At 66.1% G+C, this 13,931-nt stretch carries 13 protein-coding genes; 6 read left to right on the forward strand and 7 right to left on the reverse strand.

What is annotated here, in order from left to right; genetic code table 11:
* Positions 1–5: 5 nt before the first annotated feature.
* Both G6R31_RS14255 and G6R31_RS14260 read right to left on the reverse strand, forming a co-directional pair.
* Positions 6–1,208 (reverse strand): cytochrome P450, encoded by a 1,203-nt coding sequence (locus G6R31_RS14255; protein WP_025567966.1) that lies wholly within the window; start codon positions 1,206–1,208, stop codon positions 6–8.
* A 1-nt stretch (position 1,209) separates the two neighbouring features.
* Entirely contained in the window at positions 1,210–1,722 is a 513-nt protein-coding gene (locus G6R31_RS14260; RefSeq protein WP_164994017.1) for a MarR family winged helix-turn-helix transcriptional regulator, read from the reverse strand.
* Between the two features lie 107 nt (positions 1,723–1,829).
* On the opposite strand from G6R31_RS14260, the gene G6R31_RS14265 reads away from it, so the two are divergent.
* From G6R31_RS14265 to G6R31_RS14280, 4 genes are all read left to right on the forward strand, one after another.
* Positions 1,830–3,374, forward strand: a complete 1,545-nt coding sequence (locus G6R31_RS14265; protein WP_017871991.1) for a Ppx/GppA phosphatase family protein — start codon at positions 1,830–1,832, stop codon at positions 3,372–3,374.
* A gap of 174 nt (positions 3,375–3,548) precedes the next feature.
* Positions 3,549–4,472, forward strand: a complete 924-nt coding sequence (pdxY, locus tag G6R31_RS14270) for a pyridoxal kinase (RefSeq protein WP_017871990.1) — start codon at positions 3,549–3,551, stop codon at positions 4,470–4,472.
* Positions 4,473–4,864: 392 nt separating this feature from the next.
* Entirely contained in the window at positions 4,865–6,181 is a 1,317-nt protein-coding gene (locus G6R31_RS14275) for an NCS2 family permease (RefSeq protein WP_017871989.1), read from the forward strand.
* A gap of 360 nt (positions 6,182–6,541) precedes the next feature.
* The gene (locus tag G6R31_RS14280) at positions 6,542–7,225 is read left to right on the forward strand and encodes a transposase (RefSeq protein ID WP_164994018.1); all 684 of its coding nucleotides are present in this window, start codon (positions 6,542–6,544) and stop codon (positions 7,223–7,225) included.
* Positions 7,226–7,232: 7 nt separating this feature from the next.
* Here the strand turns inward: G6R31_RS14280 and G6R31_RS14285 are convergent, their stop codons facing one another.
* Positions 7,233–8,357: a transposase gene (locus tag G6R31_RS14285; protein WP_164994019.1), complete on the reverse strand. Its 1,125-nt coding sequence runs from the start codon at positions 8,355–8,357 to the stop codon at positions 7,233–7,235.
* On the opposite strand from G6R31_RS14285, the gene G6R31_RS14290 reads away from it, so the two are divergent.
* The gene (locus G6R31_RS14290) at positions 8,350–8,976 is read left to right on the forward strand and encodes a transposase (protein WP_164994020.1); all 627 of its coding nucleotides are present in this window, start codon (positions 8,350–8,352) and stop codon (positions 8,974–8,976) included. The genes G6R31_RS14285 and G6R31_RS14290 overlap by 8 nt on opposite strands.
* A 125-nt stretch (positions 8,977–9,101) precedes the next feature.
* Here the strand turns inward: G6R31_RS14290 and G6R31_RS14295 are convergent, their stop codons facing one another.
* Both G6R31_RS14295 and modA read right to left on the reverse strand, forming a co-directional pair.
* Positions 9,102–9,902 carry an ABC transporter permease gene (locus tag G6R31_RS14295; RefSeq protein WP_225983155.1) on the reverse strand — a complete coding sequence of 267 codons (801 nt, stop codon included), beginning with the start codon at positions 9,900–9,902 and terminating at the stop codon, positions 9,102–9,104.
* Positions 9,903–9,910: 8 nt separating this feature from the next.
* Positions 9,911–10,666: a molybdate ABC transporter substrate-binding protein gene (gene modA / locus G6R31_RS14300; protein WP_017871761.1), complete on the reverse strand. Its 756-nt coding sequence runs from the start codon at positions 10,664–10,666 to the stop codon at positions 9,911–9,913.
* Between the two features lie 203 nt (positions 10,667–10,869).
* Between modA and G6R31_RS14305 the strand changes: the two genes are divergently transcribed.
* A complete protein-coding gene (locus G6R31_RS14305; protein ID WP_017871760.1) occupies positions 10,870–11,826 on the forward strand; it encodes a dioxygenase family protein in 957 nt (318 codons plus the stop codon).
* A 145-nt stretch (positions 11,827–11,971) separates the two neighbouring features.
* On the opposite strand, the gene thiD is transcribed toward G6R31_RS14305, so the two are convergent.
* Together thiD and G6R31_RS14315 are read right to left on the reverse strand one after the other, a co-directional pair.
* Positions 11,972–12,721, reverse strand: coding sequence for a bifunctional hydroxymethylpyrimidine kinase/phosphomethylpyrimidine kinase (gene thiD / locus G6R31_RS14310; protein WP_017871759.1), 750 nt, complete (start codon positions 12,719–12,721; stop codon positions 11,972–11,974).
* A 53-nt stretch (positions 12,722–12,774) separates the two neighbouring features.
* On the reverse strand, positions 12,775–13,575 hold the full coding sequence (locus G6R31_RS14315) for a thiazole synthase (protein WP_017871758.1): 801 nt from the start codon (positions 13,573–13,575) through the stop codon (positions 12,775–12,777).
* Between the last annotated feature and the right edge of the window lie 356 nt (positions 13,576–13,931).

Raw genomic sequence — 13,931 nt, forward strand, 5'->3', positions numbered from 1 at the left:
TCCGCTCAGGCCCTCGCTTTGCCCAGCCGCACCCGGAAGCCCCGGAGTTCGTAGCCCTTGATGACCTCGTTGTAGCTGACCGACGGCTCGCGCACCACTTCGAGGTCGTTCCAGATGAGCAGCCGCCGCAGAAACACGTCGGTTTCCTTGATGGCGAGAAACGCCCCCGGGCAGCGGTGGTGCCCGTCGCCGAACGACAGCCCCTGTGCCTGCACACCGCGCGGCAGCTCGCGCATGGGGCAGAGGCTGGCGGCGTTCTCGCCCATCACCGCCGGGTCGAGGTTGGCCTGCCCCACGTCGATGGCGTATACGCTGCCCTGCGGCACGACCTCCCCGCCGAGGTCGAGGTCGGCGGCGGCGCGGCGGTACAGGGTGCCCACCACGGGTTCGAGCCGCAGGATTTCGTGCAGGATGGCGTGCCGCTCCTTTTCGGTGCCGTGAACATAGGCCGCCCGCAGTTCGGGGCTTTTCAGCAGGTGCCACGCCGCCGCGCTGATGAACTCGCGGGTGGTGATCATGCCCGCCGTGCCGTAGGTGACGCACTCGGTCACGATGTCCTGGTCGTTGTAGCCGCGTGAGAGCAGGTAACTGATGAGGTCGTCACCCGGTGCCCGGCGCCGCGCGACGATGGCCGGTTGCACGTCCAGCGTGTAGAACAGGCTCAGGGCGGCGGCCTGCTGCATGTTTTCGAGCAGCGGCGCGTTCGTCGGCAGCCCCGGCTCGGCATTCAGGCTGGCCGGAATGAAGCGCTCGATGCGGCGGTCCATCCCCGGCAGGCGGCTGTTCGTCAGCCCCACCACTTCGGCGGCCACCCGCACCGCGAGTTCGAGGCTCAGGTCGTCGAGATCGACCTCGCCCCGCTGCGCGAGCTTGCCGATGAGGTCGTCGGCGAGGCGGGCAATCGCGGGCTGGTACGTCTCCACCTGTGTCGGGGTGAAGTAGCGGGCGGTGGCGCGGCGCATCTCGGTGTGCTCCTCGCCTTCGAGGTACAGCACGGGCGGGTGCTGCGAGCCGGGCACGCTACTCACCGTGTCGGCCAGAAAGCCCGCCTGCTGCGCCTGGGCCGAGCGCAGCAGGTCACGGGCGCGGGCATAGCTTTCCACGGGCTGCGCGAGGTCGCCCACCGGAGGCGCGTCGCGGCGGGTCAGCACGGGGGCGGGACCGGTCAGGCCGGTCATGGGGCAGCGGGCGGGTTCGGATGCGGTCATGTCAGAGGCTCCTGGAAACGGGGGGGCGGGGGTCGGCGCGGCGGGGGGAAGAAACGCACGGGGAAGGGGGGGTGCGGCGGGCCGCTTCCGCCGCAGCGAGCAGGGCGGCGCCCAGGCCGGGCAGCGCGGGACCCAGACCCGCCAGGGCCGGGCGCACCAGCGCCTGCACATGCTCCAGCGCGGCGTTCCACAGCGCGTGGCCTGCCGGGGTCACGCTCACCTGCACCTGCCGGGCGTCGCCGCTGGCCCGGCGGCGGGTCACGGCCCCGAGGGTTTCGAGCTGCGCGAGCAAGCGGCTGACCTCGTAGCGCGGTAGCCCGAGTTGCCGGGCGAGCCGCGCGGGGGTGGTCGGCTGCGCCTGAAGGTGACTGAGCGCAATGAATTCACGCAGGCCCAGGCCATGTGCCCGGCGCAGCTCCTGGTCCCCTGGTCCGGCGAGCGCATGCCAGACCTCCCAGCAGCCCACCAGAAACTGCATTTCGGGCGAGTGGAGCGGCGAAGGGGTCGAGGTCACGTCCGGCAGTTTGCCACGCCCGCCTCCAGATGATTGCAACTTGCAACCACCTGTTCGGAGGCCGGGGCAGGGGTCCCCGGCGTTCAGGCCGCGTTACTCTGCGCAGCATGCGGGTCGCTGTTGCCGATGTGGGAACCAATTCGAGTCATCTCCTGATTGCCGAGGCGTTGCCGGGGGGTGCCGGGGGGTTCCGGGTGCTCGACGTGCTCAAGGACCGCACCCGACTGGGGGAATGCCTCGACGCGCAGGGCGTCATGACCCCCGAGGGCGAAGACCGCCTCGCCTCCGCCCTGACCCGCTTTCGCGAACTCGCGGCCTCGGCGGGGGTGGGCGACGTGCGCGTCTACGCCACCTCCGCGCTGCGCGAGGCCCCCAACGGCGCGGAGGTGGCCGAACGGGTGCGGCAGCGCACCGGGCTGTACCCGGCGGTCATCAGCGGGCAAAGGGAAGGCGAACTGACCTATCTGGGCGTGCGCGAGTCGGTCGAACTCGGAGCCGACAACGTGCTGCTCGACCTCGGCGGTGGCAGCCTGGAATTCGTGCGCGGCGGCGAGGAGCAGGCGAAGGACGTGCTCAGCCTGCCGCTCGGCGCCATTCGCATGACCCGCGCCTTTCCCGAGGGTGAGGGCAAAAACGCCGGGCGCGACGTGGTGGACGCGGTGGGGCGGCACGTCCGCGAGCTGCTGCGGCCCCAAGTCAGGCGCTTCGCTGCTCGCCCCGGCACCCACTTTTTCCTGTCGAGCGGCACCGCTGAAGCCGCCGCCGAGGCCATCGCCCAGCGCCGGGGCGAGCGGTCCGGGGGCGCCCCGGGCAGCGTCAACGGGGAGCGCTTTACCCTCGGTGAACTCGCCGAACTGCTGGCCCACGTCGCCCGCCTGCGCCCGGCCCAGCGCTCGAAGGTGCCGGGGCTGGAGCGCCGGGGCGACACCGTCCTCGCCGCGCTGAGCGTGCTGCACGCCGCACTCGACCTGCTCGGCGCCCGCGAGGTGACGGTCAGCGAGGGCGCCCTGCGCGAAGGCATGTTGCTCAAGGAACTCGCCCAGGTCCAGACCTTCAGCTCGGCGCTGAGCACCCGGCAGCGCAGCGTCCTCGCCACCGCCGAGCGCTTCGGGGTCAACCTCTCGCACGCCGGACAGGTGGCCGAACTGTCGCGCGATCTGTTGGGCCGCCTGCTCGCGGCGGGGGAGCCTTTTCCCGAGCACGCCCGCAGCCTCCTCACCGCCGCCGCCGTGCTGCACGAGTCGGGTCTGATCGTCAGCCAGAGCAGCCACCACAAGCACAGCGCCTACCTGATTCGCCACGCCGGGCTGCGCGGCTTCGGCCCCCAGGACATCGAACTGATCGCGCAAATCGCCCGCTACCACCGCAAGAGCCTGCCCCGACCCTCGCACCCCGAGTACGTGGCGCTGCCCCCGGCAGACCGCGCCCTGGTCGCCCGGCTCGCGGGCATTCTGCGGGTGGCCGACGGCCTGGACCGCTCGCACACCGGCCTGGCGCGGGTGGTCGGACTGCACCGGGACGCGGACGGCTGGCAGCTTCAGGTCAGCGGGGTCACGCCGCTCGACCTCGCCGGGGTGAGGGAGAAGGGCGACCTCTGGACCCGCGAATTCGGACCGCTGGCAGTGCGGCACGAGGCCCCTGAAGGAGAATGAACCAGCGCGGCCCTGAACTCTGCGGTCCTGAACCCTTCTGAACTTCGGAGCCTGCCAAGCGTCCGGTTCGGCATCGGGGGCCACCGGGCAGACTTCAGAGAACCGGAACGCGGTATCGGCAGGCCATGTGGCTGGGCCGTCTTTCCGGCGTCCCCTTCCCCTATCCTGTGCCGCGTGACTTCCGAAGCCCCTTCTCTGTCGGCCCTGCTTCCCCTTCCGGCCCTGCCCCGCAACCTCCTGAGCATTCAGTCGTGGGTGAGTTACGGGCATGTCGGCAACGCGGCGGCCCTCTTTCCCCTGCAACGCCTGGGCTTCGAGGTCTGGGGCGTGCACACCGTGCAGTTTTCCAACCACACCGGCTACGGCGAGTGGACCGGGCAGGTGTTCGAGCCGGGCGTCATTGCCGAACTGCTCGACGGGATCGAGGCGCGGGGTGTCCTCCCGCAGTGCGGCGGCGTACTCAGCGGTTACATGGGGTCGGGCGGCACGGTGGCGGCGGTGGTCGGGGCGGTCACGCGGGTGCGCCAGGCCAACCCACAGGCGCTGTACTGCTGCGACCCGGTGATGGGCGACGTGGGACGCGGCGTGTTCGTGCGCCCCGAACTGCCCGAGCTGATCGCGGCCCAGGCCATTCCCGCCGCCGACATCGTTACCCCCAACCAGTTCGAGCTGGAGCTGCTCACCGGGCAGAAGGTCGAAACGCTCGCAGACGCGCTGGCCGCCGCGCACGCCCTGCGTGAACGCCTGTGCCCCGGCGGTCCGCGCCTGGTGCTGCTGACCAGCCTCGTCCGCTCGGACGCTCCGGCGGGCAGCATCGAAACGCTGGTGGTGTCCGGCGAAGGGTCCTGGCTGTGCCGCACGCCGCTGCTGCCGCTCAATCCTCCGCGCAACGGCACCGGCGACACCATCGCCGCTCTGTTCTACGGACAGTTCCTGCGCACCGGCAGCGCGGAGCAGGCCCTGTCGCTCGCCATGAGTGCGCTGTACGCCGTTCTGGAACTGACCCACCGCCTCGGCACCCGTGAGATTCAGATCGTGGCGGCGCAGGCCGAGTTCGAGCAGCCCCGCCGACGCTTCGCCGCCGAGCGGGTCGAGTAATACGGATTCCGATTGAATCTGGTCGTTTCAGATTCAATCCGACTTGCAAAGCTGCGCAGCAGAGCGGATGCGAGTAGGAAAAAATACGGACTTCTGCGATATGGATGCACAGGCGGCGCCTTCCCAACTGTACAGGCCCGACTGTGCAGGAATTAAGCGGAATCCGTATAACCGGGGCCCGGGGGCGGCAGAGTCGGCCAGAGCATCCTGCTTCCGCGCCCCGCGCCGCCCGCATTCCCTTGATCTTCCCCTAAGCGTATGCTCATGGTGTGACTTCGCCTTCTCCTCAAAGTTTGCCTCCCCAGAATTCAGCGCCACAGAATCCGGCGCCACAGAATCCGGCACTGTCGGGTCTGGACCGCTTTTTCGGGCTGTCCGCGCTCGGCTCCACCGTGCCCCGCGAGCTGCGTGCCGGACTGACCACCTTCCTCACGATGAGTTACATCCTTTTCGTGAACCCGCAGGTGCTCTCGGCGGCCATTCCGGTTCCTAACGCGTTCGCGCAGCTCCTGACCACCACCGCCATCGCGGCGGCCTTCGGGTCGCTGGTGATGGGTCTGGTTGCCAAATACCCCTACGCGCAGGCGCCGGGCATGGGCCTGAACGCCTTTTTCGCCTTCACCGTCGTGCTCGGCATGAAGGTGCCCTGGCAAACGGCGCTGGGGGCGGTGTTTATCAGCGGCGTGCTGTTCGTGCTGCTCAGCCTGTTCGGGGCGCGGCAGGCCATCGTGCAGGCGATTCCGCGCAGCCTCAAGTTCGCTATTACCGCCGGAATCGGCGCGTTTCTGGCCTTCCTGGGCCTCAAGAGCGCGGGCGTCGTGGTGACCAACCCCGCCACCTTCGTCGGTCTGGGCAACCTCACGGCGCCGGGGGCCTGGCTGGCGCTGCTCGGCCTGGTCGTTACGGCGGGCCTGATGGTGCGGCGCGTCACGGGCGCCATTCTGTGGGGCATCCTGCTGACTTCCGCCGTCGCCATCCTGCTGAGGCTGCCGGTGTTCGCGGGGGGCGCGGAAGGTGCGCTTCAGGCGTTTCCCGGCTTTCAGGGGTCGCTGCTCGGCATCTTCGGGGCGCCGGTGTGGCCCGCAGACCTCGTCGGGCAGCTCGACATCGCCGGGGCACTGGGCCTGGGGCTGCTGAGCGTGGTCTTTACCTTCTTCTTCGTGGATTTTTTTGACGCCACCGGCACCCTGACCGGCCTCTCGCAAAAGGCGGGCTTTCTGGACGAGCAGGGCAACATGCCGCGTGCCCGCCGCCTCTTTGCGATGGACGGTCTGGCCGCCATGTTCGGCGCCCTGATGGGAACGAGCACCACCACCGCCTATATCGAGTCCGCCAGCGGCATCGGGGAAGGGGGGCGCACCGGCCTGACCGCCGTCACGGTGGGCGTGCTGTTTCTGTTTTCCATGCTGCTCTGGCCCCTGGCCGCGGCCATTCCCGGCGCCGCCACCGCACCTGCCCTGATTCTGGTCGGCGCCCTGATGATGGAAGGCATGAAACAGATCGACTGGGAAGACCTCACCGAGAGTCTCCCGGCCTTCCTGACCATCATCATGATGCCGCTGACCTTTTCCATCGCCAACGGCGTGAGCCTCGGCGTCATTGCCTACTGCCTGATCAAACTTCTCGGGGGCCGGGGCCGGGAAATCAGCCCGCTGCTCTATGGCCTGGGGGCGCTGCTGCTCGCTCGCTACCTCTGGCTGTCCCACTGAGGAGCGCGTACCGGATGTTCAGATGACCGGGCGAACAGGCCCGGTTTTCTCTGTCCATCTTGTTTAGAAAAAAATATATGAAAAAGAGGGCGCCCTGCACGTTTCATACGGATTCCGATTGAATCTGGTCGTTTCAGATTCAATCCGACTTGCAAAGCTGCGCAGCAGAGCGGATGCGAGTAGGAAAAAATACGGATTCTGCGATATGGATGCACAGGCGGCGCCCTCCCAACTGTATAGGCCCGACTGTGCAGGAATTAAGCGGAATCCGTATGATCAATGGTGCGGACAGTTTCGATGGGCAAAAGGGTTGGGTCTCCGATAAGTTGAGGTTGTCAACGACCACAACAAGGAGACCCAATGAATATCCTACCTGTCCTGCTGAGCCTTGCTGCTGTACCCGCCCATCAGTACAACTTTCTGAATCTCCTCCTCCCGCTCTGGCTTGCCATTCCCGGGCGGATCAATGCCAGAAGTTTCAGCCGCTACAGCGGCTGGAACGAGCGCACCTTGCGCCGATACTTTCAAGCGGCCTTGCCCTGGCATGCATTGCACTTGACACTGGTCAAACTGCTGGTGCGCTGTAAAGCCATTGTTCCACGCTTCATTCTCGTGATGGACGCCAGTTTCATCCCCAAATCAGGCACCAAGACCTCGGGTCTTGGTGCCTTTTGGAATAGTTGTGCTGGACGTTCAGAAACCGGGCTGGAACTCTCCTGCATTGCCTTGATGACGTGGTTCGGTCATCACTGTTTTCCGATCAGCATTCGTCAAACGCGTCCCAAAAAGGAAAAAGCTGACCGTCTGACACAGTACCTTGATCAACTTCGGGCGCTGTTCAGACCCCACCGGGCTTGGCTCAAGGAATTTGCACCCATCCTGGTGGCCGATGGTCAGTATGCCAAGAAGCCGTTCTTTGACCTGTGTCGAGCCGAAGGGATCGCCTTCGTCACCAAACTTGCCGTGAATGCCAATGTGTTGATGCCCTTCACGGGAGAACACCCAAAGAAGCGTGGAAGAAAACAAAAGTGGGAGAACTCATGAGTTGCATTTATGCAGCCTGCCCAGTTTTTGCTGACAGCAACGCCATTTCAGCAGCATCCAGGCGGTGAAGGGCCGCAAGAAGCGTACGACGGACGACGTGCGGCATGAGGACGAGGCGGACTTCCTCCCCTGCTTCCCTCAGGGTCAGGCACCAGGCTGGGCGCTGCCCCCCTGTCATCCCTGCCCTGAATTGCTGGTAGAGGGCCAGAGAAATGCTAAGCCACACGAGAAAGATCCAATTGTCGATGCCCGTCTCCGTTCGGAGACGGGTTTCCTTTAGTCCAAAGTCATGCTTGGCCGATTTGAAGAAAGACTCGATGAGCCACCGTCTTTTGTGGCGTCTGGTCAGTGTTCGCGCCGTTCCCGGTTGCGTATCCAGCACATAGAAACGCTTCATCCCATCGTTGCGCGGCAAGTCCACCCAGGACACATAGAGGGGCACCCCCGGTAAACCGGCCAGTTCAACACATTCGCCGCGCCCTGCCTCCTTGAGTTGACGACCATCAGCCAAGAGGAGGTTAGACCGGCCACCGATACTGATGTGCTCAAACCCCCACCAACGCAGCAAATCCAGTGCATCTGCGCTGTAGAAGCCCGAATCCATCACCAGGAACTGAGGGAGATCTCCCCAGAGATAGGGGTGAAAGCGCCGGATGAGCTTCAGGGCCAACTGGATCGGTGTTTCTTCCTGTGCTGGGTCATAGATGGCGTGGCCCATCGGAAAGCTGAGCTTTCCGATGCTGACGTGGATGACGACGAGATGGAGACCGAACACACCGTTGTAGGTTCGCGTGTACGGGAGGCGCGTTCCCGTTTTCTCAATGCTGGTCAGGTCCACCCGAATCACCAACCAGGGTTTTTGACCACGCAGACGGTCATAAGCAGCACGGAGAGCCTTCACTTGGAATCGCAGACGCTCTTTTTCCAGTGGTTGGGTGTTCACCGTATTGAGCAGTCGGCTGACAGTGCTGGGTGAGCAGGTCTTGACCTGACGGAGTTGCTTGCGACTTCCCCCTTCGAGAAACATGCTCAAGGTGCCCTCGAACGTGCGCCATTTCGTCGGGGTCAATTCGGCCTCCAGGGCGCGGTAGAATTCCTGTACGTCTGGGAGCGAGTTTTTCTTTTTGGTCACGCAAGACAGAAAAGCACGTCCCAGACGTGCTTATTGGGACTATTCACTCAATGCAACTCATGAGGAGAAAAAAGTGGACTTTGTGGATTTCGCCGGTTGGATCAGCGTTCCAGGTGCGGCAAAGGAGCAGGTTTGGACTCATGTGGTGTGGGCACCCCATTTTCAATGCTTTTTTCGGGTCGTGGTCATCCAAAACCTCGATAAGGCTGGCAAAGTTCTGGGGCGCGTCGTCCTGGCAAGCACCGATACCAGCATGCCAGCCGAGCAAATCCGGGCGCTCTACAGCGCCCGGTTCCAACTTGAGTTCGTCTTTCGTGATGCCAAACAGCACGCCGCGCTGACCACCTGCCAACTGCGCTCCAAAAAAGGCTTGCAAAATCACTGGAATGCCGCCTTTCTGAGCGTGAGTTTGGCAAGGGCGGAGCAACTGCTCCGCTTCACGGCTTGGACGGGGCGGCCTGCGAAGGAGATCACCTTCTCAATGGAGGATGCCAAACGCCGGGCGTTTAACCTCCTTTTCGCCAAGCGAATACTGGCGAATCTAGGTCTGGAGCAGCGTTTTGATGAATTGCAAAATCATCCGTCCAGGCCGCTTGACCTGGGCGTCAAAGCCGCTTGAAACTGTCCGAACCATTGATGATACGGACGGAATGGAAAGAGGGAGATGACGGCGTTTTTCCGACATCTCCCTCTTTCCATTCCGTCCCGTGAGCGTTCGGTCCGTTCCGCCCGGACTTCAGAGTTTCACCCCTGTTCGCGCCGCCGGGCGACGCTGCGGACCAGCAGCAGCAGACCGAAGGCCACCAGCACCATCACCGCGCTCAGCACCAGCGCGGGCGCGAGGTCCGATTCCAGGGCGGCGTAGATCGCCAGCGTGACGGTGCGGGTCTGCCCCTGAAGCGACCCGGCAAACAGGATGGTGGCGCCGAATTCGCCCAGCGCTCTGGCCCAGGCCAGCACCAGCCCTTCCACCAGAAAAGGAAACGCCAGCGGCCAGGTGATCAGCCGGAAGACCTGGCCGTCGCTTGCGCCGTCGGTGCGGGCAGCGGCTTCGGCGTCGCGGTCCACCGCCTGAAACCCGGCGCGGGCGGTGCGCAGGTAAAAGGGCGCCGACACGAACAGTTGCGCCAGCACCACCGCCGCCGGGGAAAACGCCAGTTGCACGCCCGCCAGTTCCAGCGGCGCCCCCAGCAGTCCGCCCCGCCCGAAGGTGAGCAGCAGCCCGGCCCCCGCCACCACCGGAGGCAGCACGATGGGCAGGTCGAGCAGGGTTTCGAGCACCGCTTTGCCGCGAAAATCGAACCGCGCCAGCAGCCACGCCACCGGCGTGACCAGCAGCACCAGCAGCAGCAGCGTGGCCCCGGTGGTCAGCAGGCTCACGCGCAGGGCGCCTTGCACAGCGGGGCTTGCCAGCGCAGGCCAGAACTCCGCCGTCAGGCCCCGCGTGAGCAGCACCAGCACCGGCAAGATCAGAAACAGGGTCAGCACGCCCCCCAGCAGCAGGGCCAGGGGGGGCAACCGGGGAGACGCGGCGGAGCGGGGCAAGGGCCGTCTCAGCGGGGAGCCTGAAAGCCCCACTTGCGCAAAATCGCTTGCCCCTCGTCCGAGCGCACGTAGCGGACAAAGGCCTGTGCAGCGGCGGCGCTGCGCGAAGCCCTGAGCACGCCGATGGGGTAACTCACCTTCTGGTCGAACCGGGTCGGCAGCTCGATGACGCGCACCTTCGCCCTGAGCGCGGGCGTCACGTCGCTGCGGTAGACCACGGCGGCGTCGGCCTCGCCCAGCCCGACCTTGAGGGCCACCTGCCGGACACTGGGTTCCTCGCTCACCACGTTCTTCAGCACCCGCGCCGAGAAGCCCGGGCCGTACACCCCCGACTGCTCGGTGGCCCGGAGCATCTGCCGGGTGTGGTCGCCTGCGGGCACCGCCCGGTCAGCGATGACCAGCTTGACCCCCGGCTTTGCCAGATCGCGCAGGGTGTTCACCTTGCGGCTGCTGCGCGGGGCGATCACGGCGAGGCTGTTTTTCGCGAAGGTTTGCCCCGGGGCGACCAGCCCGGTCCGGACCAGGGGATTGAACTGGGCGGCGTTGGCGCTGGCATACACGTCGGCCCGTGCGCCGCGCTCCAGTTGTGCCCGCAGGGTCTGTGACCCGGCAAATTGAAAGGTGGTCCGGTGGCCGCTGCGGGCGTCGAACTTCTGGCCCACCTCGGTCAGCGCGTCGGTCAGCGAGGCGGCGGCGAACACGGTGAGCTGAGCGGCGTGGGCGGCGCTGCCCAGCAGCAGGATGGTCAGGACAATCAGGCGCATGGGTGGACTCCTCTGTACTGCTTCTTCTGAATTCACTCTCGGGACCTTGCGGCGGTAAAACGGTGGTCAGGATACCCCCCGGAGCCTGGGCTGCCGCCTTTAACCGTCCGTTGCTGCGCGGCCGTTACCTTCTGTGCACTGACCGCAGCGCGGCAGTTCGGCTTTTCCTCAAGCCCTCCCGCCCCCTCAAAAGGAGTGTTGCTATGACCGACCCCAGAGACCCTCGCCTGATCCTCACACCCGGCGCAGACCACGACCATGACCACGCCGACGACGACTTTACCCACCTCGGCCTGGCCGCCGACACGCAGATGCTGGGCTGCTCGGTGCTCGACCGCCGCCGCCTGCTGGGGCTGGGCGCGCTGGGCGTCGGCACGCTGCTGGGAGCGGTGGCCCTCGCTGGCCCTACGGCGCTGGCGGGCCGACCCCCGCTGCCTCCTGGGGGTCCGGGCGGCCCTGCTGGACCTGCGGGTCAAGGCGACGCCGACACGGTCAGCAGCGCCGACGGTCAGTGCCGCACCCTGCCGAGCGAAACCCAGGGGCCGTACCCGGCCGACGGCAGCAGTGCGTCGGGGCAGACCCTCAACCTGCTCGAACAGTCGGGCATCGTGCGCCGCGACCTGACCCGCAGCCTCAAGACGGGCCACGCCGTAGTGGGCGTGCCGCTTACGCTGAAGCTGCAACTGGTGAACGTAAAGAGCAACTGCGCGCCGCTCGCCGGGCATGTCTTCTACCTCTGGAGCTGCACGCCCGCCGGGGAATACTCGCTCTACAGCCGCAGCATCGTCGGGGAAGACTACCTGCGCGGCGCCCAGGTCACCGACGCGCAGGGCCGGGTCACCTTCCAGACCGTCTTTCCCGGCTGCTACGCGGGGCGCTGGCCGCACCTGCACTTCGAGGTCTATCCGAACCTGGCGGCAGCGGTCAAAGGCAACGTGGACCACAACGCCGCGCTGGTGTCGCAAATCGCCCTGCCCGAGACCGTCTGCCGCGCCGTCTACGCTGACCCGCGCTACAGCGGCAGCCTGCGTAACTTCGGCGCCATTACCCTGGCCACCGACAACGTGTTCCGCGACGGGGTGGCCGCCCAGACCCCGCGCATCACGGGGAGCGCGGCGGCGGGCTATACGGCGAACCTCACGGTGGGCTTGCAGCCCTGAAGCTGCTTCTCATACGGTTTCAAATGTAGTCCCGGACATGTCCGGGCGCAATGTTGCGCGGAGCGCATGGAAAAAATACGGTTTTAAGGAGATGGACGGGCATCCGGTGCATTTCCGGATGTCCGGGAACCGGATGAAAACCGTATCAGCGGGGGTCGGGCCGGAACCCCAGCGGCCCGTGCCCCCCGCCCAGCCCCGGCGCCCGCCGGAGTGCGCCCTGCAAGTAGGCGTGCGCCTGGGTGACGGCTTCGGGGAGAGGCCGCCCCCGCGCCAGATTCGCGGTGATGGCGGCAGACAGCGTGCAGCCGGTGCCGTGCGTGTGCCGGGTGTGCAGTCGGGGGGCCGAGAGGGTCAGCCGGTGCACGGGCGTGCGCAGTTCGTCGGTGACGGTGTCGCCATCGCCGTGTCCGCCCTTGAGCAGCAGCGGCAGGGTGTCGGGTGCGCCCGCCGCCCGCAGCGCCTCCCACTCCGGCAGGTTGGGTGTAATCAGCGTGGCGAGCGGAAAAAGTTCGTCCAGCAGCGTCCTCACGGCTTCGGCGTCCAGCAGGGCGTCTCCACTTTTGGCGAGCATCACGGGGTCCACGACCAGCGGTAGCCCGCGCCCGCGTAACTCCCCGGCCACCACGCGCACCAGTTCGGGGTGGCCCAGCGCCCCCGTCTTGACCGCTGCCACCGGAAAGTCGTCCAGCACGGCGCGAATCTGAGAACGAACCATGTCCGGCGAGACGGCCTCCACGCCCCGCACCCCCCGCGTGTTCTGCGCGGTCACGAGGGTGATGGCGGACGTGCCGAACACGCCGTGCGCCTCGAAGGTCTTGAGGTCGGCCTGAATTCCCGCGCCGCCGCCGGAGTCGGAGCCGGCGATGGTGAGGGCAACGAAAGGTCCTGGGGTCATGTGTTCACCTCGGGCGGCTGCGTGTGCTGCACTCGCCGCTTCTCCATGTTCCGTCAGCCCTCCACCGTCTCCGGGTCGGGGAGGCGCACCACGCCCGCCACCGGGCTGCTCGGGCTGGCACTTTCGCGCATGTCCATGCGGCCCGCCAGAAAGCCCAGCCGCCCCGCCTCTACCCCCAGCGCAAAGGCACGGGCCATCGCTACGGGGTCCCGCGCCTCGGCAATGGCGGTGTTGACCAGCACGGCGTCGGCGCCCAGTTCCATCGCCTGCGCCGCGTCGCTGGGCACGCCCAGACCCGCGTCCACCACGATGGGCACGCCCGCGCCGTCGAGCACCGTCCGAATCAGTTCGGGGGTGCGTAGGCCCTTGCCGGTGCCAATCGGGCTGGCGAGCGGCATCACGGTGGCGCAGCCCGCCGCCTCCAGCAGCCGCGCCAGCACGCCGTCGGGCTGCACGTAGGGCAACACCGTAAAGCCCTCGCCCACCAGCATTTCGGCGGCCCTGAGCGTACCGATGGGGTCGGGGAGCAGGTATTTGGGGTCGGGAATCACTTCCAGCTTGAGCCAGTCCACCCCCGTCGCGGCGCGGGCGAGTTTGGCGACGCGCACGGCTTCCTCGGCGGTGCGGCATCCGGCGGTGTTGGGCAGCAGTTGGAACTTGTCCAAATCCAGCGCGTCCAGCAGCCCGTCATGACCGGGAGATTTGAGTTCCACGCGGCGAATGGCGACGGTCACGATTTGCGTGCCGCTGGCCTCCAGCGCGTCGTTCATCACCTCGAAGTCGTGGTATTTGCCCGTGCCGAGCATCAGGCGCGAGGAAAAGGTTTTGTGGGCGATGGTGAGGGGGTCGTTCATGGTGCTCCTTTCAGTCGCGTTGATGGGTGATGGGTTCGGCCTTCGGCCTGATGGATGATGGAGAAAAGACGATTAGAGCATTTGACAAAAAGACGCAACGTCTTTTTGGCGAGCGGACTGGGACAGCTCGCAGAGAGCGAGTGCAAAACACGGAGCAGGGCGGACTTGCAAAGCTGCGCAGGAGAGAATGGAGTGATGCGGGGTGCCGTTCCGCGCATCACGTAATTCGGAGAACTGCTCTAGGACGGCATTTTCCATCATCCAGCATCTATCCTCCATCACCCTTATACGGATTCCGATTGAATCTGGTAGTTTCAGATTCAATCCGACTTGCAAAGCTGCGCAGCAGAGCGGAT

The organism is Deinococcus wulumuqiensis R12 (assembly GCF_011067105.1).
Taxonomy (GTDB): Bacteria; Deinococcota; Deinococci; order Deinococcales; family Deinococcaceae; genus Deinococcus; species Deinococcus wulumuqiensis.

What these genes read in the sequence shown, in the direction of transcription:
- G6R31_RS14315 (WP_017871758.1), bottom strand. Translation starts at nt 13,575, where the DNA reads ATGAACGACCCCCTCACCATCGCCCACAAAACCTTTTCCTCGCGCCTG.
- modA (WP_017871761.1), bottom strand. Translation starts at nt 10,666, where the DNA reads ATGCGCCTGATTGTCCTGACCATCCTGCTGCTGGGCAGCGCCGCCCAC.
- thiD (WP_017871759.1), bottom strand. Translation starts at nt 12,721, where the DNA reads ATGACCCCAGGACCTTTCGTTGCCCTCACCATCGCCGGCTCCGACTCC.
- G6R31_RS14305 (WP_017871760.1), top strand. Translation starts at nt 10,870, where the DNA reads ATGACCGACCCCAGAGACCCTCGCCTGATCCTCACACCCGGCGCAGAC.
- G6R31_RS14255 (WP_025567966.1), bottom strand. Translation starts at nt 1,208, where the DNA reads ATGACCGCATCCGAACCCGCCCGCTGCCCCATGACCGGCCTGACCGGT.
- G6R31_RS14280 (WP_164994018.1), top strand. Translation starts at nt 6,542, where the DNA reads ATGAATATCCTACCTGTCCTGCTGAGCCTTGCTGCTGTACCCGCCCAT.
- G6R31_RS14265 (WP_017871991.1), top strand. Translation starts at nt 1,830, where the DNA reads ATGCGGGTCGCTGTTGCCGATGTGGGAACCAATTCGAGTCATCTCCTG.